The following is a 22823-nucleotide window of genomic DNA, read 5'->3' on the forward strand; positions in this document are numbered from 1 at the left end:
ACGGAGTCATGGCCATGGTTGCCCAGACCGTCAAACATTCCCGCCCGAAGAACGCGCGCCTGACCGCGCTGGTCTTCGCCTTCTGCACGACGATGATCGCGCTGCCCAGCGTGGCGGTCACGATCCCGGACGTGCCGCTGCAATCGGGCACCGCGTATCCGCCGGCGAACGTGCGCTTCATCCTCGACGACTCCGGTTCGATGGCATGGGACTTCATGCCCGGCGCCAGCAGCTCGAGCGAAGTGCCGACGACCACGCCGGTCAACGTGGGACTGACCGCGTACACGCGCAACACGCTGTACTACAACCCAAGCATCAACTACCAGGCGTGGATCAAGGCCGACGACACCCGATACACGGGCGGTACGTCGTATGCCAGCGCGTATTCCGACGACAGCCAGCTGAGCAGCGCGACCAACCTCGGCTCGGCCACCCGCACGTTCTACGCGCCGAAGGATGGCGCGACGAACATGGGCGCGACGAGTTCGTACTACCGCTACCAGATCACCCCGGCCGGCGGCGACATCGTGCGCGCCGAATACAACACGGTCGTGTCGGGCACCAACTCCGGTTCCTCGACGCTGGCGACGACGACGACGGGCAACAACACCACCGCGATCGCGATGACGGTGCCCGCCAACGCCTCGCAGCTCACGGTCACCTCGTCGGGCGGCTCGTTCGGCACCAACGGCAGCCAGTCCAACGGCAGCGGCAACGGTGCGCAGATGTACGTGCGCTTCAACGGCACGCCGTCGACGACCGTCTACGACTGCCGTTCGATCAACGGCACCAGCAACAGCGAATCGTGCGTCATCAACGACCCGACGCCGGGCACCTGGTACGTCATCTTCAACGCCGCCTCCGGCTTCAAGAACGTCGCCTTCTCCTGGAACGCCACCTACAGCAACCGCTGCGGCGGCGGCGGTACCAACGGCTCCAACGACTGGGTGAACTGCACCTCGTCCACGCCGCAGTACCGCGATTCCACCAACGCGCTCGTGCAGCGTTCGCTGTCGAACGAACTGGTCAACTACGCGACCTGGTACTCCTACCACCGCACCCGCATCAAGGTGGCCAAGGCCGGCGCGAGCGAAGCCTTCAGCCGCCTGGCCGGCAGCTCGCTGCGCGTGGGTTACGACTCGATCTGGAACCGCAGCCCGCTCAACATCCCGGTCGGCACCAACAACGGTGTGTTCAGCGGTACCAACCGCAATGCATGGTTCACCACGCTGCACGCCGCCGACGCGAACAACGGCACGCCGCTGAAGGGCGCGCTGCAACGCGCGGGCGAATACTTCTCCGATGCCTCCGCCACCGGCCCGTGGGGCCCGGAGACGGGCGCCAACCAGCTCAGCTGCCGCCAGAACTTCGCCATCCTCACCACCGACGGCTACTGGAACGACAACAGCGGCTACAACAATCCGGTCGGCGACGCCGACGGCACCGCGGGCCCGAGCATCACCGGCCCGAACTCGCAGACCTACAGCTACGCCATCGCCAGTCCGTACCGCGACAACTTCTCGGGCGGCACGAGCACGCGCGGCAACACGCTCGCCGACGTGGCGATGTACTACTGGAAGCGCGACCTCATGAGCGCGCTCACCAACAACGTGCCGACCTCCAACGCCGACCAGGCCTTCTGGCAGCACATGGTCACCATGGGCGTGTCGATCGGCCTGCAGGGCAACCTCAACCCCGCCGTGGATCTTCCTTCGATCACCAACGGCACCAAGCGTTGGGGCGACCCGACCGACACCGAAGACGCCGACCGCATCGACGACCTGTGGCACGCCTCGGTCAACGGCCACGGCAACTTCGTGACGGCGAAGAACCCGAGCGAGTTCGCGCAGGCGATGGTCGACGCGCTGGCCACCGTGGCCGCGCGCCTGGGTTCGGCATCGAACGTGACCGCCAACTCCACCTCGTTCACCACCGATTCGCGCATCTACCAGGCGACCTACGTCTCCGGTAAGTGGATCGGCGAAATGAGCGCGTGGGATGCGTCGAGCTCGGGCCTGTCGGCCGTGCCGGCATGGAAATCCTCCGCCCAGATCGCTTACGCCGGGCGCAAGGTGTTCACCTGGAACGGCACCGGCGGCCAGACCTTCCCGACGACCACGCAGACCACCGCGCTCGCGCGCACCACCGGCATCGCGCCGGTGACCGGCGCCAACAACGTCAACTACATCAAGGGCGACTGGTCGCAGGAACGCCGCATGGGCGGCACGCAGCGCAACCGCGACTCGCTGCTCGGCGACATCGTCAACTCCTCGCCGATGTATTCCGGCGACACCAAGACGCTCTTCGTCGGTGCCAACGACGGCATGCTGCACGCATTCAACGCCCTGACCGGCGCCGAGTTGTTCGCCTTCGTGCCCGGCGGCCTCAACTTCGCCGACCTGGCCACGCTCAGCGATCCGCAGTACTCGCACAAGTACTTCGTCGATGGTCCGGTCATGGTCTCCAGCTTCAAGCAGACCCCCGGCAAGAACTACCTGGTCGGCGCGCTCGGCCGCGGCGGCAAGGGCCTGTTCGGCCTGGACGTGACGACGCCCTCGAGCTTCGCCGCAGGCAACGTGCTGTGGGAGCTGCGCGACGATGGCGGCGACATGGGCATGGTGATCGGCGAAGGGCAGATCATCACGCTGAACGATGCGACCAATACCAAGGCGGTGATGATCGGCAACGGCCTCAACAGCACCAATGGTCATTCGGTGCTGTTCATCGTCAATGTCGCCACGGGTGCGGTGATCAAGAAGATCGATACCGGCTCGGGTGGCGACAACGCGCTGTTCGACCCGCGCGCCCGCGACATCGACGGCAACGGCACCACCGATTACATCTACGCCGGCGACAAGAACGGCAACCTGTGGAAGTTCGACTTCACCGGTGCGACGGCGGGCAGCTGGGCCCTCGCGAACGGCGGCCAGCCGCTGTATCGCACGCGCACCGGGCAGCCGATCACCGCGGGTATCGCCGTCGGTCGCGATCCCGCGGACGGTCGCCAGTGGGTGTTCTTCGGCACGGGCAGCTACCTCACGATCGGCGACGTCAGCGACAACACCGTGCAGACCCTGTACGGCGTGATCGACGAAGGCGCCACGGTCATCCAGTCGCAGTTGCAGGCACGCACGATCGCCGGCACCACGACGGTGAACGGGCGCATCTACCGCGCGCTGGAACAAACCGCGCCGTTGCCCTCCGGCAAGAAGGGCTGGTACCTGGACTGGAACAACCCGACCGCGGGCGAACGCATCGTGGTCCGTCCGCAGCTGAAGGGTGCGTCCGTCGTCACCTCGACGATGATTCCGCCGACGGCCTCCACGTGCGAAGCCGGCGGCTCGGGCTTCATCAACTCGGTGGACGCCTTCACCGGCACCGCGCTGGCCGAACCGTTCTTCGACATGAACAAGGACGGCGCCTTCACCAACCTGGACACGATCACCATCAACACCCCGAACGGGCCGGTGCAGGTGGGCGTGGGTTCGATGAGCACGGGCGCGAGCCCGACCAAGGTCGTCTTCGTCGGCGATCGCATCTTCTTCGGCAAGACCGACGGCTCGGTGGATTCGGCCAAGGTCCAGCCGGGTGGTGGCGATCCCCGTCGCGTGATGTGGCGCGAAATCCTCAAGGACTGATGACCCATGAAACGTAAGGCGCTCGGCTTCACCCTGCTGGAACTGATGATCACCGTCGGCATCGTCGCGGCCCTCGCGGCGATGGCCGTGGCGGGCTACGGCTTCGCCACGATGAAGACGCGCCGCGCCGCCGCGCAGGGCTGCCTCACCGAGGCCGCCGGCGCGCTGGAGCGTTACTACACCACGGCCATGACCTACCAGGGCGGCGGCTGGCCGGATTGCTCGGCGGACGTGCGCCAGCACTATGCGATCGAGTTCGATACCGGGTCGCCCGCCGCGACGAGCTTCACGCTGCGCGCGCGGCCGTTGGGCGCCCAGCAGAAGGACAAGTGCGGCACGATGACGCTCACCAACCGCAACGTGCGCACCCCGACGACATCGGGCTGCTGGTAGAACCGGCTGCGTTCAACGCAATCGCCGGTTGCGTGACCGGGGCGGCGGTGGTGTCATCGCCGCCCATGGATGTTTCGAACGACCACACCGCGCGCGACGTGCAGGGCCACGTCCGCCGCACCATCGACGCGGTTTGGCGCATCGAGTCGACCCGGCTGATCGCGGGCCTGGCGCGCATGGTGCGCGACGTCGGCCTGGCCGAGGAACTCGCGCAGGACGCCTTCCTCGCCGCGATCGAACACTGGACCACCAGCGGCGTGCCCGACAAACCGGGCGCGTGGCTGATGGCCACCGCCAAGCGTCGCGCGATCGATCGCATGCGCCAGCACCAGCTGCACGCGCGCAAGCAGACCACCATCGATCACGACGACGACTGGCAGCCCGCGCTGCTTGCCGCGGATCCGGAAACCGCGGCCGACGACGTGATCGGCGACGACGTGCTGCGCCTGGTGTTCACCGCGTGCCATCCGGTGTTGTCCAGCGACGCGCAGGTCGCGCTCACGCTGCGCCTGCTCGGCGGTTTGACGACGGAAGAAATCGCGCGCGCCTGCCTCGTGCCCGAGCCGACGGTCGCGCAACGCATCGTGCGCGCCAAGCGCACGCTGAGCGAGGCGAACGTCCCGTTCGAAACACCGGGTCGCGACGAATTGCCCGAGCGCCTGGCCGCCGTCCTCGGCGTGGTGTACCTGATTTTCAACGAAGGCTACGCCGCCACCAGCGGCACCGACTGGATGCGCCCGGCGCTGTGCGACGAAGCCTTGCGCCTGGGCCGCATCCTCGTCGCGCTCGCGCCGCTGGAACCGGAAGTGCACGGCCTGCTCGCGCTGATGGAATTGCAGGCCTCGCGAATCGGCGCGCGCACGAAACCCGATGGAACGCCGATCCTGTTGCTCGACCAGGACCGCACGCGTTGGGATCACCTGTACATCCAGCGTGGATTGGCCTCGTTGCGCCACGCCGAACGCCTTGGCGGCGCCGAAGGTCCGTACGCGCTGCAAGCCGCGCTCGCCGCATGCCACGCGCGCGCGCCCACCGCGCAGGACACCGACTGGCCACGCATCGCCGGCTTGTACGACGTGCTCGCCGCGCGCATGGGCTCGCCCGTGGTCGAACTCAATCGCGCGGTCGCCGTCGCGATGGCTTACGGGCCGCAGGCGGGACTGGACGTGGTCGATGCGATCGTCGATGCGCGCGAGTTGCGCGATTACCACCTGCTGCCCAGCGTGCGCGGCGATTTGCTGCAGAAGCTCGGCCGCGTCGACGAAGCGCGCGCCGAGTTCGAACGCGCCGCGGATCTCGCGCGCAACGAGCGCGAGGCCGAATTGCTGCGTCGTCGCGCGGCCGCCACGACGCCCTGACGCTGCGTCCATCGCGCACGCGCGAGCATCGCGCCATGCCCATCGACCGCCGCGATCCCGCGGGCCGCACGCAAAGCCGCGGCCGCTGTCATCTCTACGTCCTGCCGGTCGTGGTGGAGGATCTGCTGAAGCTCGGCTTCTCGCGCGATCCGCTCGCGCGCCTGCAGCAGTTGCACCCGCGTTGGTATGAACAGTTCGACCTGGACCGCGCGTTCACCGTCGAAACCGAGAGCGTGCCCGACGCACGGCGCCTTGAGCTGCGCTTCCGCCGCGACCTCGACGCGTACAACGCGCCCCGACCGCTGACGATGCGCGAGGACGCCGGCGGCGCGCGCGAGTGGTATCGCGGCGCGTACGACGTCCTCGAAGCCGCATCGCGCGATCTCGAAGGCGAGGGCTACACCCGCCATGCGCCGCTGCGCCCGTGGTTGCAGGCAGCGCTTCAAGCGCGCGCGGAGCTGTTGTTCGACTGGACCAGCGCGCTGGGTGTCGAGGATCTTGAAACGCCGCGTCCCGGCGGTTTCGGCGCCACCAGCGCGCAAACCGCCGTCCGCGACGCACTCGGCGCCTTCGACGCGCTCGACATCGACCTGGCGCCATGGTTGCCCGAAGTGGTGCTGCGCTGGCATCGTGCATCACGATGAGCGACGCCTTTGCCCTGTTGCCGTTCCCGCTGCCGCCCGACCAGGCGGCGGCGATCGCGCAGGCCTACGCCACGCCGCCGCGTGCGTACCACGACCTGCACCACGTCGGCGAAGTGCTGCGGCATTACGACGAAGTGGCGCGTGGCCCCGGTTGGGTGCATCCGCGCGAGGTCGCGTTCGCGGTGGTGTACCACGACGCGATCTACGTCGCGGGCGCGAAGGACAACGAAGCGCGTTCGGCGACGGTTGCACGCGAGGATCTCGCGCGATGGCCGATGGACCGGCTCGACATCGATCGCATCGCGCACCTGATCGAACTCACCGCACGGCACGGCACCCTGTCGCCCGGCGATGTGCCGGACGAAGACACGCGCCTGTTCCTGGATTGCGACATGGCGATCCTGGGCGCGGCGCCGGCGGTGTTCGACGCCTACGACCGCGGGATCACGGCGGAATATCGCGGCGTGGTGCCGGGCTGGATGTTCGCGATCAATCGCAAGCGCTTCCTGAAGGGTTTGCTCGCGCGCGAACGCATCTACCTGAGCGACTTCTTCCACGCGCGGCTCGACGCCAGCGCCCGCAACAACCTGCGTCGCGCGATCACCACCAAGCGCTAGGGCGGGGCGGTGGCGTCGGCGAGGCGTTTCAACTCCGCGAGACGCTGCGCATCGTCGGCGAAGGTCGGCGGGAGGTAGGATGCGGCGCCCGCGTGCATCCAGGCGAGTTGGCGGCGCGCGGATTGCGCGATGCGCGGATCGGCGTCGGCTGCGCGCTTGCGGAGCGATGCGATGCGCAGTTCGCGCACCGTGGTCGCATGCGATGGCGGCGGTTGTTCGCGGCCTTCGACGAAGCGCGCGCCGAAGCGCGTGCGCCATTCGTCGAAGCGCTTGCGTTGGCGCGCTTCTTCGTCGCGCAGGCGGGCTTCCAGCTTGCGCAGGCGCTGCACGTCGGCGGACGCGGCGAGGGCGGCGGCTTGCGCGCGGAGCGGTGCGGTGTCGCGCAGGCCGTCGAGGTCGCGCACGCAGGCATCGAGCTCACGCCAACGATCGAGAGGATCGGGTGTCGCTTCCTGCGCGCACGTTCGCATGCGCGCGTCGATCAATGTCTCGTCGCGCGGAATTCGCTGCGCACGCATCGCCTGCAGATCCATCCACGCGATCGCTTGGACGAAGCCATCCGACGCGGGCCAACCATGCGGACCATCGAACACGCGCAAGCGATGCGGTGTGCCTGCGAGCGCGTCGTCCAGTGCACGCATCTCCTGGAAATTGAAGTCCGTGGTGCCCGCGAAGCCGAAGAAGGGCGGGGCGCCCTGCAACGCCGGCAATTCCGGCGGTCGTGCACCGCCGCTGCCGATCAGGCCCGCGATGCGATCGCGCAACACCGGCTGCACGACCCACAGCGTCTTCGCCGTGCCCGACATGCCCGCGAGATACACGCGCTTGGGATCGTGTGGAACGCGCGCACTCTCGCGCAGCAAGGCATCGAGCGCGCGCAGAGTGATGCCCTCCTGCGTATCGCTGCGACTCTGCCAGGACGACATCACGGCCCACCCGCGCGCACGCGCACCGTCGAGGACGAGATCGCGCGCCATCGCGCCGCGTCCGCGCGGATCGAGCACGATCAGCAGCGGGGTGCGCGCAGACGCACCGTCGGGCAGATAGAGCGCGTATTGCTGCCCGGGATCGGCTTGCGTGGCGATCTTGTCGTCGAGCCGCTCGGCAGCCCGCGACGCACCCATCGCCGCCAACAATCCGCACAACACCAGGGCGCCGAGCCTGCGCATGGAACGAGGATACGCCCGCTTCTGCGCGCTTCACGCGGCCCCGACGGCCGCTCCCCGACCCTGCATCCCCAGCACACAGGGGACCCCACCGCATGACCCGTCGACTCCGCCGCAGGATGCGCGTCATCGCCGCACGCGCCACGATTTGCGCCGTGCTGGTCGCGGCATTGGGCGCCACCGGGTTCCGCACCGCCTCCGAAGTCGAGAGCGCCGACGCGCAACAGGCCGGGCTGTTCCAGCACTGAGTCCTGCATCCCCCGCTTATGACTACAGGCAGGGTGCCCCCGCGGCCCGCGGTGTGGCATCGTCGCGCGATCCTTTTCGCTCCCCGAGCCCGCGCATGTCCCTCCGCGTCGCCCTGCTGCCCTGCGCCCTGATCGCCGCCCTCGCGTCCCCGGCCTACGCCGCCGAGACCGCGCCCGCGAAGCAACCCGAACTGACCCACCTCACGCTGCAGACCGGCGTGCCGCGCACGCCCGAGCAGGAAGCGGTGGTGTTCGAACTGGCCGACCTGAAGTTCAAGGTCGATCCCGCGCGCAAGCACCTGGATGGCGATGCGACGCTGACCTTCCGCGCGACCAAGCCGGTCAATGCGCTGGTCGTCGACTTCGATCGCAACTACAAGATCGCGTCGGTCGAAGTCGACGGCACGAAAGTCGCCGATTGGAAGAACCCCGAAGGCCGCATGACGATCCCGCTCGCCAAGCCCCTGGCGACCGGCGACAAGGCCGTGTTGCGCATCGTGTACGACGGCTTCCCGCACGTGGCCGAGCGCGCACCGTGGGACGGTGGTTTCGTGTGGGCCAAGGCGCCGACCGGCGAGCCGTGGATCGCGAGCGCGATCCAGGGCAACGGGTGCGATCTGTTCTGGCCGTGCATCGATCATCCGATGGCCGAGCCCGAAGTGGTCGACCAGTACGTCACCGTTCCCGCGCCGCTGGTGTCGGCGGGCAACGGCGTGCTCGTCGGCATGGACGAGAAGGACGGCTGGCGCACCTACCACTGGCGCACGAAGAACCCCGACACGTACGCGATCTCGTTGAACATCGGGCCGTACGAACTGCTGTCGGCCGACTACAAGTCGCGCTACGGCAACACGATCCCGCTGCGCTTCTGGCACCTGAAGGGCAACGAGGCGAAGGCCAAGGGCCTGTTCGCCGAGTTCGCGCCGATGCTCGACTTCTTCGAGGAAGTCATCGGGCCGTATCCCTTCGCCGATGAAAAGATGGGCGTGGTCGAAACCCCGCACCTGGGCATGGAACACCAGACCATCAACGCCTACGGCAACGAGTACAAGAAGTCCGAATACGGTTACGACTGGCTGCTCGAACACGAGTTCGCGCACGAGTGGTTCGGCAACCAGCTGACCAACAAGGATTGGGACGACATGTGGCTGCACGAAGGCTACGGCACGTACATGCAACCGCTGTACATGCAATGGCTGCGCGGCGACATGGAGTACAAGGCCAACCTGATGAAGCAGCGCGCGACGCTGGCCAACAAGCATCCGATCGTCGCCGGCCGCCCGATGCTCGAAGCCGACGTGTACAGCGACGAGAAGGGCCCCGGTCACGACATCTACTACAAGGCCTCGCTGGTCCTCGATACATTCCGCCATCTGATCGGCGACAAGCAGTTCTTCGACGTCACGCGCCAGGCCGTGTACGGCCGCACCGATCCGCGCCCCGGCAACTTCAAGCCGCTGTACGCGAACACGCCCGATTACATCGCGGCGGTGAAGAAGGTGACGGGCAAGGACTACCAGTGGTTCTTCGACGTCTACCTCTATCAGCCCGCGCTGCCGGAACTGGTGGCCGCGCGCGAAGGCGACACGCTGAAGCTGGAATGGAAGACCGGCGGCAAGCCGTTCCCGATGCCGGTCGAAGTGCGCGTCGGCGATCAGGTGCAGACGGTTGCGATGGCGAACGGGCAGGGCAGCCTGCCGATCAAGGCCGACGAGAGCTTCACGCTCGATCCGAATTCGAAGGTGCTGCGCCAGTTGCCGCACATCGATGCCTTCCAGCAGGACAAGAGCGATCGCGAGAAGGCCGAGGCGCGCAAGAAAGCCGCGGCCGGCTGAACGCGCTGAACGGAACAACGCCGGCGCGTCTTACGAGATGAGACGCGCCGGGCGAAAATGCGCGTCATGCATGCAGCGCATTTTGCAGGCGACCTGTTCAGCCAGGGCCCGCGCACCCTCATCGACGACGCCGAAGGCGGGTGCTGGTATCACCCGGACTTCATCGATCACGCGCGGGCGTCGGCGTGGTTCGAACAACTTCGCGACTCGGTCGACTGGCGCCACCAACAGCGCCCGATGTACGACCGCATCGTCGACGTGCCGCGACTCACCAGCGGATATGCGCTCGATGGCACCGACGTCCTTCCCGATGCACTCGCCGCCGCGCACGCCGCGGTGCGCGAACGCACGGGCGTTCCTTTCACGCACGTCGGGCTCAACTTCTATCGCGACGGCAACGACAGCGTCGCCCCGCACAACGACAAACTCGCGACGCTGATCCCCGGTCATCCGATCGTGCTGCTGTCCCTCGGCGATCCGCGCCGCATGGAAATTCGCGCGAAGCAACCGCCGCACAACGTCGTGCGCATCGACCTGGAACCCGGCAGCCTGCTGTCGATGAGCCACGCCATGCAATCGGCGTACGACCACGGCATCCCGAAGACGAAGCACGCCGTCGGCCCGCGCATCAGCCTGGCCTTCCGCGTGCGTCCGCCCAAGGACAACGCGTGACCCTGTAAGCTCGGCGGCAATCGAAAAAGCGCGGAAGTGGGCATGACCTGGGTCGGGATCCTGATACTGATCGTTTGCATCTGGCTGGCCTTCAAGGTGGTCGGCGTCCTGTTCAAGATCCTGCTGTGGGGTGCGGTGCTGGTGGGGTTGTGGTGGGTGGCGGCGCCGTTCCTCGGATTGCCGCGGCCGTTCTGACGCCGTCTTTCGCATGCGCGGGCACAATGCCGCGATGCAAAGCCTGAAATTCGACAATCGCTTCCTCGCCGAGCTTCGCGGCGACCCGCAGGAAGGCCCCGGCATCCGCGAGGTCGAAGCCGCCTGGTCGCGCGTGAAACCCACGCCCGTCGCCGCGCCGCGCCTGGTCGCGTATTCGCGCGAGATGGCGCAGACCCTGGGGCTGAGCGACGCCGACGTGCGCTCGCCCGAATTCGCGCAGGTCTTCGGCGGCAACACGCTGCTGCCGGGCATGGATCCCTTCGCCGCGAATTACGGCGGCCACCAGTTCGGTCATTGGGCCGGCCAACTCGGCGACGGCCGCGCGATCACGCTCGGCGAAATCCTCGACGCGCAAGGCAAACGCTGGGAACTGCAACTCAAGGGCGCGGGACCGACGCCGTACTCTCGTAGCGCCGATGGCCGCGCGGTGCTGCGCTCGTCGATCCGTGAATTCCTGTGCAGTGAAGCGATCCACCACCTCGGCGTGCCGACTACGCGCGCGCTGAGCCTGGTCGCCACCGGGGAGTCCGTCGTGCGCGACATGCTGTACGACGGCAACCCGAAGGAAGAACCCGGCGCCATCGTCTGCCGCGTCTCGCCGTCGTTCATCCGCTTCGGCAATTTCGAGTTGCCGTACACGCGCGAGGACTTCGAAGGCCTGCAAAGCCTCACCGACTTCTGCATCGCGCGCGACTTCCCCGAACTGCGGGGTCAAGGCACGACGCTGTACGGCGATTGGTTCGCGACCGTCGCCGAACGCACTGCGGTGCTGATGGCGCACTGGATGCGCGTGGGCTTCGTGCATGGCGTGATGAACACCGACAACCTGTCGATCCTCGGCCTGACGATCGACTACGGCCCCTACGGTTGGATCGACGACTTCGATCCGGACTGGACCCCCAACACCACCGACGCCGGCGGCCGTCGCTATCGCTTCAGCTGGCAGCCGAAGATCGCGTACTGGAACCTGACGATGCTCGCGCATGCGATCTCGCCGCTGTTCGGCGAAGACGTGGCGCCCTTGAACGAAGGCCTGCAACGCTTCATGGATGCGTACGTCGCCGCCGATCGCGCGAACGTCGCCGGCAAGCTCGGCCTGCGCGAGGCGCGCGACAGCGACATCGAACAACACCAGATGTTGCAGGACCTGCTGCGCGTGGGCGAACTGGACATGACGCTGTTCTATCGCGCGTTGTCGCGCTTCGACCCGGACGCCGACATCGAAGCGCAGCTGGACGGCCCCGGCGATGTGTTCGCCCACGCGTATTACGACCCGACGCATCGCGAGGAAGTGCTGCCCGGCTTCTGGGACTGGTTCAACCTCTACGCGCCGCGCTTGAAGGAAGACGGCAGGCCGGAGGAGGAGCGCCGCGCGAGCATGGATGCCGTCAATCCGAAGTATGTGTTGCGCAATTACCTCGCGCAGGAAGCGATCGACCTGGCCGAACAGGGCGACGACAGCCGGGTCGTGGAATTGCTCGACGTGATGCGCAAACCCTACGACGAGCAGCCCCAGTACGAGCGCTTTGCGCGCAAGCGGCCGGAATGGGCGAAGACCAAGGTGGGCTGTTCGATGCTGAGCTGCAGCTCCTGAGGGGCCGACCCTCTACAATGGGCGGATGCCCCTGATTGCCCTCCAGAACGTCGACTACAGCGTCGGCGGCCCGCTGCTGCTCGACCACGTCGACCTGTCCATCGAACCCAACGAGCGCATCGCGCTCATCGGCCGCAACGGCGCGGGCAAGTCCACGCTGCTGAAGCTGCTCTCCGGCGACCTCAAGCCTGACGACGGCGAGGTTCGCATCGAAGGCGGGCGCCGCGTGGCGCGCCTGGAACAGGAAGTGCCCGGCGATGCGGTCGGCACCGTGTTCGACGTCGTCGCCGCTGGCCTGGGCGAGGCGGGCGCCTTGCTGGCCGAATTCCACCATGTCGCGCACGCCGAAGTCGTCGATGCGAACGCGCTGGCGAAGATCCAGGCGCGCGTGGAAGCGGCGCATGCATGGTCGCTCGACCAGAAGGTCGAAGAAACGCTCACGCGCCTGGGGCTGGATGGCGATGCGCAATTCGCGCGCCTGTCGGGTGGCATGAAGCGTCGCGTGCTCCTCGCGCGCGCGCTCGTGTCCGCCCCCGACCTGCTGCTGCTCGACGAGCCGACCAACCATCTGGACATCGAGTCGATCGACTGGCTCGAACAATTCCTCAAGTCCTGGAACGGCGCGCTGGTCTTCGTCACGCACGATCGCCGCTTCCTGCGCGCGCTGGCCACGCGGATCGTGGAAATCGACCGCGGCAACGTGACGAGCTGGCCGGGCGACTTCGACAACTACCAGCGCCGTCGCGAGGAACGCGCAAACGCCGAAGCGCAGGAAAGTGCGCGCTTCGACAAGTTGCTGGCGCAGGAAGAAACCTGGATCCGCCAGGGCATCAAGGCGCGCCGCACGCGCGATGAAGGGCGCGTGCGCCGGCTGGAAGCGATGCGCAACGAACGCGCCGCGCGTCGCGAGCAGATGGGTCGAGTGAAGATGGAAGTCGCGCAGGGCGAGTCGTCCGGCAAGAAGGTCATCGAAGCGCGCGACGTGAATTTCGACTACGACGATCGCGCGCTCGTGCGCGATTTCTCGACGACGATCCTGCGCGGCGACCGCGTCGGCCTCATCGGGCCGAACGGCAGCGGCAAGACCACGCTGCTCAAGCTGCTGCTCGGCGAACTGGTGCCGCAATCGGGCACGGTCAAGCCGGGCACGGGGCTGGAAGTCGCGTACTTCGACCAGCAGCGTGCGTCGCTGCGCGAGGACTGGAGCGCGATGGAGAACGTCTCAGGCGGCCAGGATTTCGTCGAGATCGGCGGCCGGCGCAAGCATGTGCTCGGCTACCTGCAGGATTTCCTGTTCACGCCCGAGCGCGCGCGCGCGCCGATCACGCGGCTGTCGGGTGGCGAGCGCAATCGCCTGCTGCTCGCGCGTTTGTTCGCGCAACCCTCGAACCTGTTGGTCATGGACGAACCGACCAACGACCTCGATGTCGAAACGCTCGAATTGCTGGAAGAACTGCTCGCCGAGTACCCGGGCACCTTGCTGCTCGTGAGCCACGACCGCGACTTCCTCGATCATGTCGTGACCTCGACGCTGGTGATGGAAGGGGACGGGCGTGTGGGGGAGTTCGTCGGCGGATATACCGATTGGGTGCGCCAGCGTCGGGAGAACGTGGCGGCTGTGCACCCGATCAAGAGCACCCCTTCCCAGCCCTCCCCTGTCAAAACAGGGGAGGGGGTCAAGCGCCGGATGTCCTTCAAGGAGCAGAAGGAACTCGAGCAACTGCCGGCGCGCATCGAGCAACTCGAAGCGCAGGTCGCGCAACTGACCGACGTGATGCACGACCCCGCGTTCTACCAACGCGACAGCGCGGCGATCGTCGCGCACAACGCCAAGCTCGCCGAAGCGCAGGCGCAGTTGGATGTGGCCTACGGCCGGTGGATGGAACTCGACGCGGGTTGAGGCTTACTCCGACGCCTGTGCGTCGATCTCGTCGAACACCGATTCGGGCAGCGCGATGAACGACCAGAACGGCACGTCGCGTTCGGACCATTCCTGCGCGGTCTGCTCGAGGATCTCCAGCAGCGTGTCGAACTCGTCGCCTTCGGCCTGTTGCAGGGCGCCGCCGTTTTCGAACAGCAGCGCGATGCCCGCGTTCGGCAACCACGACAGATCGCGCAGGCTGTCGGCCAACGCATCCCAGTTGTTCCCGAAGGTGCGCGGGAAATCGAGCGCGGTGGCGATGCGCAGCAGGATCTGGTGCTTCTCGCCGCCTTCCAGGTCCACGCGGCGGACCTGCAGGCCGGCATCGCGCCCGGCGACGCCGAGCGTGTCGAGGTCTTCGGTCGTCACGAAGTAAACGCCCGCGTTGTCGGCATCGGCCAGGCCGAGTTCCCAACCCGACTCACTCATTGCGCGCTTCCTGCTACGTCGAAGGACCGGAACGAATCGTAATGATCGTCGGTGTAATACCACGTCGACGGTGGCTGGCCGCCGGTGACGATGCGGCGCGCGCCGCGATGATCCAGGCCCGGCGTGTCGACGGTGTACTCGTGGTAATAGCCGCGCGGCATGTCGGGCAGGTGGCGTTCGCGATTCTGGAACACGCTGCCGTCCTGCGGATGCGGATAGGGCCCGCCGCGTTGGATCAGCGCGACGGTCTGGCGCGCTTCGGCAGGCAGGAACGCGGGCAGGGCAGGCGCATCGTTGCGCGCAAGCTCGACAGCACCGCCGCCGCCGGCTGCCGCAGGTGCGCTCGCCGAAGGCGGTGCTTCACCCGGTGCCGGCGAATTGACGGTGCGCGGCCAGAACAGCCACAGCGCGAACAGCAGCGCGGCGGCCACCCAGACCCACGGATTGCGCAGATGTCGTCGCATGGTTCCTGCCGTGAAGGCGTCCTTCGCCGTCGGATCGGAAGATACTCCTTCCATGCCGCTCACGCGCAACCTGTTCTTCGCCCTGGCGCCCGATCCGTCGTTGCGCGGCGTGCTCGCGGCGCAAGCGCAACGCCTGCACGACGCATGGGGCGGCCGCATGACGGCGCCGGCGAAATTGCACATGACGGTGCTGTTCCTCGACGCGTTGCCCGCGCCGATCGAAACCACGCTCATCGACGCGGCATGCGCGGCGGGCGCAACGATCGCGCAACGGGAATTCGACCTGGTCGTGGATCGCGCGGGACGCTTCGAACGCCGCGTCGGCTGGCTCGGCTGTTCGCAGGTGCCGCCGGCGTTGAAGACCTTGCACGAATCGCTCGTCGACGCCTGCTTCGCCACCGGCGCCCCCGTGCGTCGCGAAAACCACTACACGCCGCACGTCACCGCGTTGCGCGACCCGACACACCCCGAGCCGCACGCGATCGACCCATTGCAATGGCGCGTGCGGCACTTCGAATTGATGGCGAGCGCCGAAGGCGCATACGAGGTGCTCGGCACCTGGCCGTTGCAGCCGGCCTGAGGGCGTGGCAAAAGGGCGCCATGACCACCGATCCGCGCATCGACGCCTACATCGCCAGGCAAGCCGACTTCGCACGGCCGATCCTCGAACACGTGCGCGCCGTGGTCCACGAAGCGTGTCCGCAGGTCGAGGAAACCATCAAGTGGTCGATGCCGACGTTCGTATACGGCGGCGGCATCCTCTGCGGCATGGCGGCGTTCAAGCAACACGCCTCGTTCGGCTACTGGAAGCACGCGCTCGTCGTGGGCGAAGGCGAACCGCGCGATGGCATGGGCAGCTACGGCAAGCTGACTTCGCTCAAGGAACTGCCGCCGAAGAAGACGCTGATCGCGCACATCCGCAAGGCGATGCAGTTGAACCTCGAAAAAGCGCCGCCCACGCGCAAGGCGTCCGCGCCGAAGCCGCCGCCGGAAGTGCCGACCGACCTGGCCGCCGCGTTGAAGAAGAACGCCAAGGCGCGCAAGCACTACGAAGCGTTCCCGCCGGGCGCGCAACGCGAGTACGTCGAATGGATCACGGACGCCAAGCGCGAGGAAACGCGCGCGAGTCGGCTCGCGCAGGCGGTCGAGTGGATTGCGGAAGGCAAGCGTCGCAACTGGAAGTACGAGAACTGCCGATGACCACGAAGATCATCGCCGCAACACTCCTCTGCGCATGCGCGCTGTTTGCGCGCGACGCATCGGCGCAGCGCTGCCCGGGCGCCTTCCTCTCCGCGGACAGCGACTGGCGCGCGCAGACCTTCGACGGTGCGCAGATCCCGTGGACCACTGGCGACTGGCCGGACGCGAAGGTGTTCACGCCGATCGAGGCGCTGTATGTGCGCAAGGGCAAGGTCTACGCGACGACGTGGAAGGGCGAAGCGCTTCCCGCACGGGCGAAGGTCGTTGGCGATGAGATCCGCATTTCGCCGCCGTATATCGCCTGGTTCCCGGGCGTCGACAGTCCGATCATGCGGCAGGCGAAACGCGTGGTCCCTTACAGCGAGCCGCAGGTCCGCCACGTCCTCTCGGTGGCCAACGCGTGCGCGAAGCCACCGGCGATCGACGTGGTCATTACCCTGGCCGATGGCCGCAACGAACGCGTAACGCTTGCGAAGATGCCGAAAACGTCCGCGGTATTCGACGATTCGATCGACTGACACGGAGCACGATGAACTTCGTATCGACGAACGTCTGGATGCGCCGGGTGTTGCTGGTGGGCAGCGCGCTCGTGCTCGCCACGTATCTGTTGGCCTCCGGCTGGGTGCTGCTGTCCGTGAGACAGGAGGCGTTGACCGGGGCCGCGTATCAGTGGCGCCCGTCGGTCATTGCGACCAGCGCGATCCTCCTGCTGGTGTCGTCGGTGCTGGCGATGGCGCTGCTCGGCACGTGGAAGGAACGGCCGCGTGCGGCGAAGTGGCTCGTGGGCTGCCTGGTTGCATTCGCGATCGCGGAGATGCTGGAGACCGTCTTCCTGCATCGGACGTACGGCCCGATACGCCCCGGTGAAGTGAGCGCCTACGTTTACGCGCCGCTCCTGTTGATCTGGGCGGCGCTGTGCTGGAGATATCTCGTCGGGCGACGGTAAGGCCGTCGCGTCGAGCGACTACTCCTTCAGGAACCGCCCGCATCCGCGATACGCCGTGCCGCCGACATCGAGCATCGCATCGACCGGATACGTCGCGTCGCTCATGCCATCGCTGCACGGCTTGCGCTCCAGCACCACGCGCACCTTCGTGCCATCGGCCGCCGCGCCCGCGAACCCCATCAGGCCCGACAGTTGCTGCGCTTTCGCGACTTCGATCTTGCGCTCGCCGTAATCGAGTTCGGCGTGCAGCGCCGGCGCTTCACCGGGACCGACTTCCAGCAGCCAGCCTGGCTCGTTGCCGATCGCGCGGAACGCAACACCGCGCTTCTTCGCTGCATCCCACGGTGAGCCGGCTTGCGGCGGCGCGTCCTGCTGCACGCATTGCACTTTCGCGCCGCCCTGGCGCGTGAGCGTGCCTTCGGGGCCCTTCGTCCAGAACTCGTTGCCGAGGTGATCGGCGTAGCGCGCGCCCGACGCGGATTGCGCCAGCGGCAGCGACAGCGCGCCGCTCGGCAGCGCGAGGTCCACGCGTTCGCCCGGGATGTCGAACACGGCGTCGAAGGTCATGTCGTCGCAGGTCCACGTCGATCGCGTCGTCTGCGCGGGCGGCTGCGGTGCATCGCCACTGCTGGCGCGCACCAGGCGGAACTCGACTTTCTTCGGGTCGCCCGGCGTCACCGCGACGCGTTCCGGCGTGTGGAACAGCAGTTCGCCATCGACGCCGCGCAAGGTCGCGCTCAGGCCGTACTGGCCGTTCGGGCGGATCTTCGCCGGGTCGTATTGCAGCGAGAAATCATAGGGAGGCCCCGCGACGTCTTCGAGCGTCGTCGTGGCGATCACCGCATTGGGCGTGTCGGCGAGTTGGTTGTCGATCAACTGCACCGTGAAGTCGGCGCCGGGCGCGATCTTGATGCGTTCGGCGAACCACGCGCTTCCGTGGATGAAGTTCGATTCGGTCGGGATGGGCGCATCGGCCGTGGGTGCGGCCGGCGTCTTCTCCGGGCAGCCGGCCAGCACCATCGCCAACGATGCGGCCAACACGTAACGCAGGACGTTCATTGCGGGGCTCCTTGGCGAGTCAGGGGGGAATCGTACGCCTAACCCCCTCGAGCGCGCTGTGCGCGCTCGATCCCCCTTGAAGGGGGATGTCATCAAGGGGCGGCGTCCACGCGCATCACCGGATAGAGGTCGAAGCGCTCGTCCCACGACGAATGCCGCTTGGCGAAGAACGCCAGGCGCGCATCGGGGTCCTTCGCGAACGCTTCGTCCTTGAGCGCGGCGTCGAACTCGGCGCGCACCTTCGGATCCTTCAGCATCGTCTCGGCGACTTCCTCGGCGACGTACGCTTCCATGTATTCCTTCTGCTCGAAGGCGTTGTTGAACTCGCCCCACGCCGCCAATGCATCCGGCGCCTGCGGTTCCAGCAGCGCCATCACCAGGCGCGCCTTCGGCTGATCGATCGGCACGAACAACGCGCCCTTGCCGACATCGCGCGACTCGGGCTTCCACGCACCCTCCAGCGTCAAACGCTGGTGGCCTTCGACCGAATTGCCGGCGAACTTCGTGCTCGTCGCGCGGAAGGTTTGCACCGCGAGCTTGTCCTGCGCGTCGATCGGACGGAACTGCACGCCATGCAGCTTCAGCTTCTCGCCGACCCACGCCGCATGCCCCGCCGGCACGATGTAACCGGCGCGCGGTGCGTCGACGACGCGGCCCGGCACGATCTCGTCGCGCAACGGGAGCTTCCACATCTGCGGTTTGGTTTCGTCGTAACGCGTCATCAACGCACCCGACACCGCCGAGGGCGTGCGCGTGTACGCATAGCCGCGGAAATCGACCATGCGCACCTTGTCGCTCGTCGTGTAATCCAGCGGCACCGGCGTGCCCGCCAGATCGGCGGCATCGGCGGCCTTCGCGATGCGCATCCATTCGGCGCCGTTGTCCGCGACGTGCTGCATCACCGAGAGCACGATGTCGTGCGTGGTCTTGACGCGATGCGGATACGGGCGCCACGAATGCGTTTCGACCAGCATCCCGAAGCGATTGCGCAACTGGAAATAGCCGGTGGAAAACCGCGGCGGCGACACGCTGTCGATGAAGCCGGAGGTCGGGTCGTCGTACTGCACGAAGGACGGGTAGAAGGCGACCGGCAGCGCGCCCTGCTTCTCGATGTCGGCGATCACGCCATCGCGGAAGGCGCGGCCCGCGGCTTGCAGCGCGACATCGCCGGCGTGCACCGGTTCGACCTGCACGGCGACGTCCTGTTCGAACTTCGCGCCATCGGTGACGTGCAGGTCGATGTAGGCGATCGGATCCCACGCATCGACCAGGCGCAGCATCGCCTGCATTTCCGGCGCGTCGGCTTTCACGTAGTCGCGGTTGAGGTTGTAGTTCTGGCCCGTGGTGCGCCAGCCCATCTGCTCGGGGCCGCGCTGGTTCGGGCGGTTCCAGGCGCCGAAGCGCTCATGGCCGTCGATGTTGAACACCGGGACGAAGACCAGCACCTGCTTGTCGAGCACGCCCTTGGCGGCGTCGCCGTCGAGCACCTGGCGCAGCGCCTGGAAGCCCGCGTCCTTGCCGTCGATCTCGCCGGCGTGGATGCCGCCCTGCACCAGCAGCACGGGCAGGCCTTTCGCGCGCGCGGCTTCGGGCGTCAGCGCGCCGGTGCGCGTGGCGATCAGCGCGAGCATCGGGCGGCCTTCGGGCGTGGTGCCGAACTGCGTGCAGCGCACCGCGTCGGGATACGCCTTCTCGAAGGCGTGGCACAGCGCGATGGTTTCGGCGAACCGCCCCGTGCGCACGAAGCCGGAGCGTTCGGATTCGGTCACCAGGTCCGCGCGCGGGTTCGCCGCGAAGGCAGGGCCGAGGCAGGCGAGGGCAACGGCGGTGGCGAGCAGCGTGCGGATCGGCGTCATGGGCGTCGGTCGATGGAGGGGGAAGGGGAAGCGCCCGATGGTAGTCGACCGATATGATGTGCGCCTCTGCCAGAGGGAACGCCCATGGACGTCCTGTACTACTCGCCCGGCGCCGCCAGCATGGTCGTGCATTGGCTGTTGATCGAACTCGATGCGCCGCATGCGCTGCACCTGATCGACACCTCCGCCGGCGCGCAACGTTCGCCCGAATACCTCCGGCTCAATCCGAACGGCGTGGTGCCCACGCTCGTGATGGACGGCGTGCCGCGCTTCGAAGCCGCCGCGCTGCTGATGACGCTGGCCGATCGCGATCCGCAGCACCGCTTCGCGCCCGCGCACGACGATCCGCTGCGCGCCGACTATCACCAGTGGATGTTCCACCTGGCCAACGCGGTGCAGCCCCTGTTCCGCCAGTGGTGGTATCCGCACGAGCCCGCCGGCGAGGCGAACGCGGACAACGTGCGCGCATCCATCGCGCCGCGCATCGCGGCCGCGTGGGATCGCCTGGACGCACGCATCGCCGAACATGGCCCGTACCTGCTCGGCGATCGTTTGACCGCCGCGGACTTCTACCTCGCGATGCTGATGCGCTGGTCGCGCAACATGCCGCGCCCGGCGACCGACTGGCCGCACCTGCGCGCCTTCGCCGACCGCATGCGCGCGCGTCCGTCCTTCGGCACGCTGTACGAGCGCGAAGGCCTGTCGGAATGGGCGCTGGCGCCCGCGACGGCGGCGGTCTGACGCATGGGCGCCCCGCAGACCCTGATCCTGATCGCGATCACCGTGGTGGTGTCGTGGCTCGCGTTCTCGCGACCGCGGCTGCTCGATCGGTTGACGTTGTGGCCGCCGGCGATCGACCGCAAGCACGAGTACGACCGGCTGGTGACGCACGGCTTCGTGCACGCCGACTGGATGCACCTGTTCTTCAACATGTTCACGCTGTATTTCTTCGGGCCGCTCGCCGAGCGGTTCTACGCCAATGCGGTCGGGCCGCTGGCGTATCCGGTGTTCTATCTCGCGGCGATCGTGGTCGCGATCCTGCCGACCTACATGCGCCATCGCCGCGATGCGAGCTATCGCAGCCTGGGCGCATCGGGCGCGGTGTCGGCGGTGTTGTTCACCTACATCCTGTTCAACCCGTGGGGGATGATCGGGATCATGTTCATCCCGTGCCCGGCGATCCTGTTCGGCGTGGTGTACCTGGCGTACTCGGCGTGGGCCGACGCGCGCGGCGCACACGGCAACGTCAACCACAGCGCCCATTTCTGGGGCGCGGCGTTCGGCATCGTCGTCGCGCTGATGGTGGAGCCGCGCTTGTCCGGGATCTTCATCGACCGCCTGCTCGCGCCGCTGGGTTGATCGAACACGCGCGTCGACCGATCACTCCGACTGAATCTCCTTCGTGGTATCCGGGCGACTGGATTGCACGAGGAGGTGTCATGGCGACCCGGAAACCTGCGAAGAAGACTGCGAAAAAAGGCGCGAAGAAGGCCGTCAAGAAAGCGGGCGCGAAGAAGGCCGTGAAGAAGGCGGTCAAGAAGGCCGCCGCGAAGAAGGCCGTGCGGAAGTCTGCAGCCAAAAAGGCCGTCAGGAAGACCGCGGCGAAGAAGGCCGTTAAAAAGACCGCGGCGAAGAAGGCCGTCAGGAAGACCGCGGCGAAGAAGGCCGTCAAGAAGACCGCCGCGAAGAAGGCAGTGAAGCGCACCACCGTCCGCAAGGGCGCCGCTTCTAAAAAAACCGCGGTGAAGAAGGCTGCTGCGAAAAAGGTCGCGGTGAAGAAAGTCGCGGTGAAGAAAGTCGCGGCGAAAAAGACCGCCACCCGGAAGCCCGCGGTGAACAAGCCGGTCGCGAAGAAAGCCGCGCCGAAGAAGCTCACCCGGCAGGTCGCAGCGACACCGGTCGCACCGACGCCGCCGCCGCCGAAGCCCCGGGCGCCGCGCAAGCCCAAGGCGACCTTCGCTTCGACCATCACCCCGGAACAGGCGCTGGAAAACACCCGCCGCCTGCTCGCCGAAAAGCAGCAGCACGATCGCGAGACACCGGCGTGGCAGTCGATCGGCCACGAAGGCGGCCATGCGGTGACGCACGACGGCTTCCAGTCCGACCAGGCGCGCGACCGCGCCGTGGGCCGCGCGCAGGAAGAGACGGGCTCGGCGAGCATCGCCGGCAGCAGCGCCTCGGTCGATCGCCACAACCAGGGCAAGCGCGATTCCCGCGAGTGATGGCAACATCTGCCGCATGAGCAACGATCCGCGCGACATCGCCGCCCGCATCCGCCATGAAGCGGATGCGGGGGCGCGTTCCGAAGGGCGGTTCGTCGTCGTCGATGACGGCGTCGAAGCCGAGCTGGTCTACCGCCGCGACGACGCGGGGCAGATCACCATCCTCCACACCGGCGTGCCGACGGCGATCGGCGGGCGCGGGATCGCGGGCGCGCTGGTGCGCACGGCGCTCGACTGGGCGAAGGCCGAGGGCATGAAGGTGCACCTGGCGTGCAGCTATTCGAAGGCCTGGGTCGAGAAACACCCCGAGTACGCTGCGATCACCCGGCTCTGACAAGCACGTAA

24 protein-coding genes are annotated in these 22823 nt (G+C 67.3%); 19 read left to right on the forward strand and 5 right to left on the reverse strand.

All coding sequences use genetic code 11. The features are described from left to right. The first annotated feature begins 14 nt into the window (after nt 1-14). From GN331_RS09380 to GN331_RS09400, 5 genes are all read left to right on the forward strand, one after another. Nucleotides 15-3638: a PilC/PilY family type IV pilus protein gene (locus GN331_RS09380; protein ID WP_197427066.1), complete on the forward strand. Its 3624-nt coding sequence runs from the start codon at nt 15-17 to the stop codon at nt 3636-3638. 6 nt (nt 3639-3644) lie between these two features. Beyond that, on the forward strand, nt 3645-4031 hold the full coding sequence (locus tag GN331_RS09385; protein ID WP_156641707.1) for a type IV pilin protein: 387 nt from the start codon (nt 3645-3647) through the stop codon (nt 4029-4031). A gap of 65 nt (nt 4032-4096) precedes the next feature. Beyond that, the gene (locus tag GN331_RS09390; RefSeq protein ID WP_156641708.1) at nt 4097-5389 is read left to right on the forward strand and encodes an RNA polymerase sigma factor; all 1293 of its coding nucleotides are present in this window, start codon (nt 4097-4099) and stop codon (nt 5387-5389) included. 35 nt (nt 5390-5424) lie between these two features. Continuing rightward, nucleotides 5425-6033 carry a GIY-YIG nuclease family protein gene (locus GN331_RS09395; RefSeq protein ID WP_156641709.1) on the forward strand — a complete coding sequence of 203 codons (609 nt, stop codon included), beginning with the start codon at nt 5425-5427 and terminating at the stop codon, nt 6031-6033. Next, nucleotides 6030-6650, forward strand: a complete 621-nt coding sequence (locus GN331_RS09400) for an HD domain-containing protein (protein WP_156641710.1) — start codon at nt 6030-6032, stop codon at nt 6648-6650. The genes GN331_RS09395 and GN331_RS09400 overlap by 4 nt, the downstream gene beginning before the upstream one ends. On the opposite strand, the gene GN331_RS09405 is transcribed toward GN331_RS09400, so the two are convergent. Next, nucleotides 6647-7819, reverse strand: coding sequence for an alpha/beta hydrolase (locus GN331_RS09405; RefSeq protein WP_156641711.1), 1173 nt, complete (start codon nt 7817-7819; stop codon nt 6647-6649). The two genes, GN331_RS09400 and GN331_RS09405, sit on opposite strands and share 4 nt — an antisense overlap. Nucleotides 7820-7911: 92 nt before the next feature. On the opposite strand from GN331_RS09405, the gene GN331_RS09410 reads away from it, so the two are divergent. The 6 genes from GN331_RS09410 to GN331_RS09435 all read left to right on the forward strand — a co-directional run bounded on the left by GN331_RS09410 (nt 7912) and on the right by GN331_RS09435 (nt 14281). After that, nucleotides 7912-8064: a hypothetical protein gene (locus GN331_RS09410; RefSeq protein ID WP_156641712.1), complete on the forward strand. Its 153-nt coding sequence runs from the start codon at nt 7912-7914 to the stop codon at nt 8062-8064. Nucleotides 8065-8159: 95 nt separating this feature from the next. Continuing rightward, nucleotides 8160-9899, forward strand: coding sequence for a M1 family metallopeptidase (locus GN331_RS09415; RefSeq protein ID WP_156641713.1), 1740 nt, complete (start codon nt 8160-8162; stop codon nt 9897-9899). Between the two features lie 66 nt (nt 9900-9965). Further along, nucleotides 9966-10571: an alpha-ketoglutarate-dependent dioxygenase AlkB family protein gene (locus GN331_RS09420; RefSeq protein ID WP_156641714.1), complete on the forward strand. Its 606-nt coding sequence runs from the start codon at nt 9966-9968 to the stop codon at nt 10569-10571. A 42-nt stretch (nt 10572-10613) separates the two neighbouring features. Further along, complete coding sequence (locus GN331_RS09425; protein WP_156641715.1) at nt 10614-10766, forward strand: hypothetical protein; 153 nt, start codon at nt 10614-10616, stop codon at nt 10764-10766. A 34-nt stretch (nt 10767-10800) separates the two neighbouring features. Beyond that, entirely contained in the window at nt 10801-12381 is a 1581-nt protein-coding gene (locus GN331_RS09430; RefSeq protein ID WP_156641716.1) for a protein adenylyltransferase SelO, read from the forward strand. A 25-nt stretch (nt 12382-12406) separates the two neighbouring features. Further along, nucleotides 12407-14281, forward strand: a complete 1875-nt coding sequence (locus GN331_RS09435) for an ATP-binding cassette domain-containing protein (RefSeq protein WP_156641717.1) — start codon at nt 12407-12409, stop codon at nt 14279-14281. A gap of 3 nt (nt 14282-14284) precedes the next feature. Here the strand turns inward: GN331_RS09435 and GN331_RS09440 are convergent, their stop codons facing one another. Next, on the reverse strand, nt 14285-14731 hold the full coding sequence (locus tag GN331_RS09440; protein ID WP_156641718.1) for a barstar family protein: 447 nt from the start codon (nt 14729-14731) through the stop codon (nt 14285-14287). Then, nucleotides 14728-15183: a guanyl-specific ribonuclease gene (locus GN331_RS09445; RefSeq protein WP_425489284.1), complete on the reverse strand. Its 456-nt coding sequence runs from the start codon at nt 15181-15183 to the stop codon at nt 14728-14730. The genes GN331_RS09440 and GN331_RS09445 overlap by 4 nt, the downstream gene beginning before the upstream one ends. Before the next feature lie 64 nt (nt 15184-15247). Between GN331_RS09445 and GN331_RS09450 the strand changes: the two genes are divergently transcribed. Genes GN331_RS09450 through GN331_RS09465 form a run of 4 tightly spaced genes read left to right on the forward strand, consistent with a single transcriptional unit; the run spans nt 15248 to nt 17341 of the window. Next, nucleotides 15248-15775: a 2'-5' RNA ligase family protein gene (locus GN331_RS09450; protein WP_197427067.1), complete on the forward strand. Its 528-nt coding sequence runs from the start codon at nt 15248-15250 to the stop codon at nt 15773-15775. 20 nt (nt 15776-15795) lie between these two features. Further along, on the forward strand, nt 15796-16395 hold the full coding sequence (locus tag GN331_RS09455; RefSeq protein WP_156641721.1) for a YdeI/OmpD-associated family protein: 600 nt from the start codon (nt 15796-15798) through the stop codon (nt 16393-16395). Continuing rightward, nucleotides 16392-16913 carry a hypothetical protein gene (locus tag GN331_RS09460; protein ID WP_156641722.1) on the forward strand — a complete coding sequence of 174 codons (522 nt, stop codon included), beginning with the start codon at nt 16392-16394 and terminating at the stop codon, nt 16911-16913. Before GN331_RS09455 ends, GN331_RS09460 begins: the two co-directional genes overlap by 4 nt. 11 nt (nt 16914-16924) lie before the next feature. Continuing rightward, nucleotides 16925-17341 (forward strand): hypothetical protein, encoded by a 417-nt coding sequence (locus GN331_RS09465; protein ID WP_156641723.1) that lies wholly within the window; start codon nt 16925-16927, stop codon nt 17339-17341. Nucleotides 17342-17359: 18 nt separating this feature from the next. On the opposite strand, the gene GN331_RS09470 is transcribed toward GN331_RS09465, so the two are convergent. Then, on the reverse strand, nt 17360-18400 hold the full coding sequence (locus GN331_RS09470; RefSeq protein ID WP_197427068.1) for a YbaY family lipoprotein: 1041 nt from the start codon (nt 18398-18400) through the stop codon (nt 17360-17362). A gap of 92 nt (nt 18401-18492) precedes the next feature. Next, on the reverse strand, nt 18493-20256 hold the full coding sequence (locus GN331_RS09475) for a M14 family metallopeptidase (protein WP_156641725.1): 1764 nt from the start codon (nt 20254-20256) through the stop codon (nt 18493-18495). Nucleotides 20257-20340: 84 nt separating this feature from the next. On the opposite strand from GN331_RS09475, the gene GN331_RS09480 reads away from it, so the two are divergent. The 4 genes from GN331_RS09480 (at nt 20341) to GN331_RS09495 (ending at nt 22812) form a co-directional block, all read left to right on the forward strand. Then, complete coding sequence (locus tag GN331_RS09480; protein WP_156641726.1) at nt 20341-20997, forward strand: glutathione S-transferase family protein; 657 nt, start codon at nt 20341-20343, stop codon at nt 20995-20997. A gap of 3 nt (nt 20998-21000) precedes the next feature. After that, complete coding sequence (locus GN331_RS09485) at nt 21001-21615, forward strand: rhomboid family intramembrane serine protease (RefSeq protein WP_156641727.1); 615 nt, start codon at nt 21001-21003, stop codon at nt 21613-21615. 80 nt (nt 21616-21695) lie between these two features. Further along, nucleotides 21696-22478 carry a hypothetical protein gene (locus tag GN331_RS16555; RefSeq protein WP_197427069.1) on the forward strand — a complete coding sequence of 261 codons (783 nt, stop codon included), beginning with the start codon at nt 21696-21698 and terminating at the stop codon, nt 22476-22478. A gap of 16 nt (nt 22479-22494) precedes the next feature. Then, nucleotides 22495-22812, forward strand: a complete 318-nt coding sequence (locus tag GN331_RS09495; RefSeq protein ID WP_156641728.1) for a GNAT family N-acetyltransferase — start codon at nt 22495-22497, stop codon at nt 22810-22812. Nucleotides 22813-22823 lie beyond the last annotated feature (11 nt).

It is taken from the genome of Noviluteimonas gilva, from assembly GCF_009740395.1.
Lineage (GTDB): Bacteria > Pseudomonadota > Gammaproteobacteria > Xanthomonadales > Xanthomonadaceae > Noviluteimonas > Noviluteimonas gilva.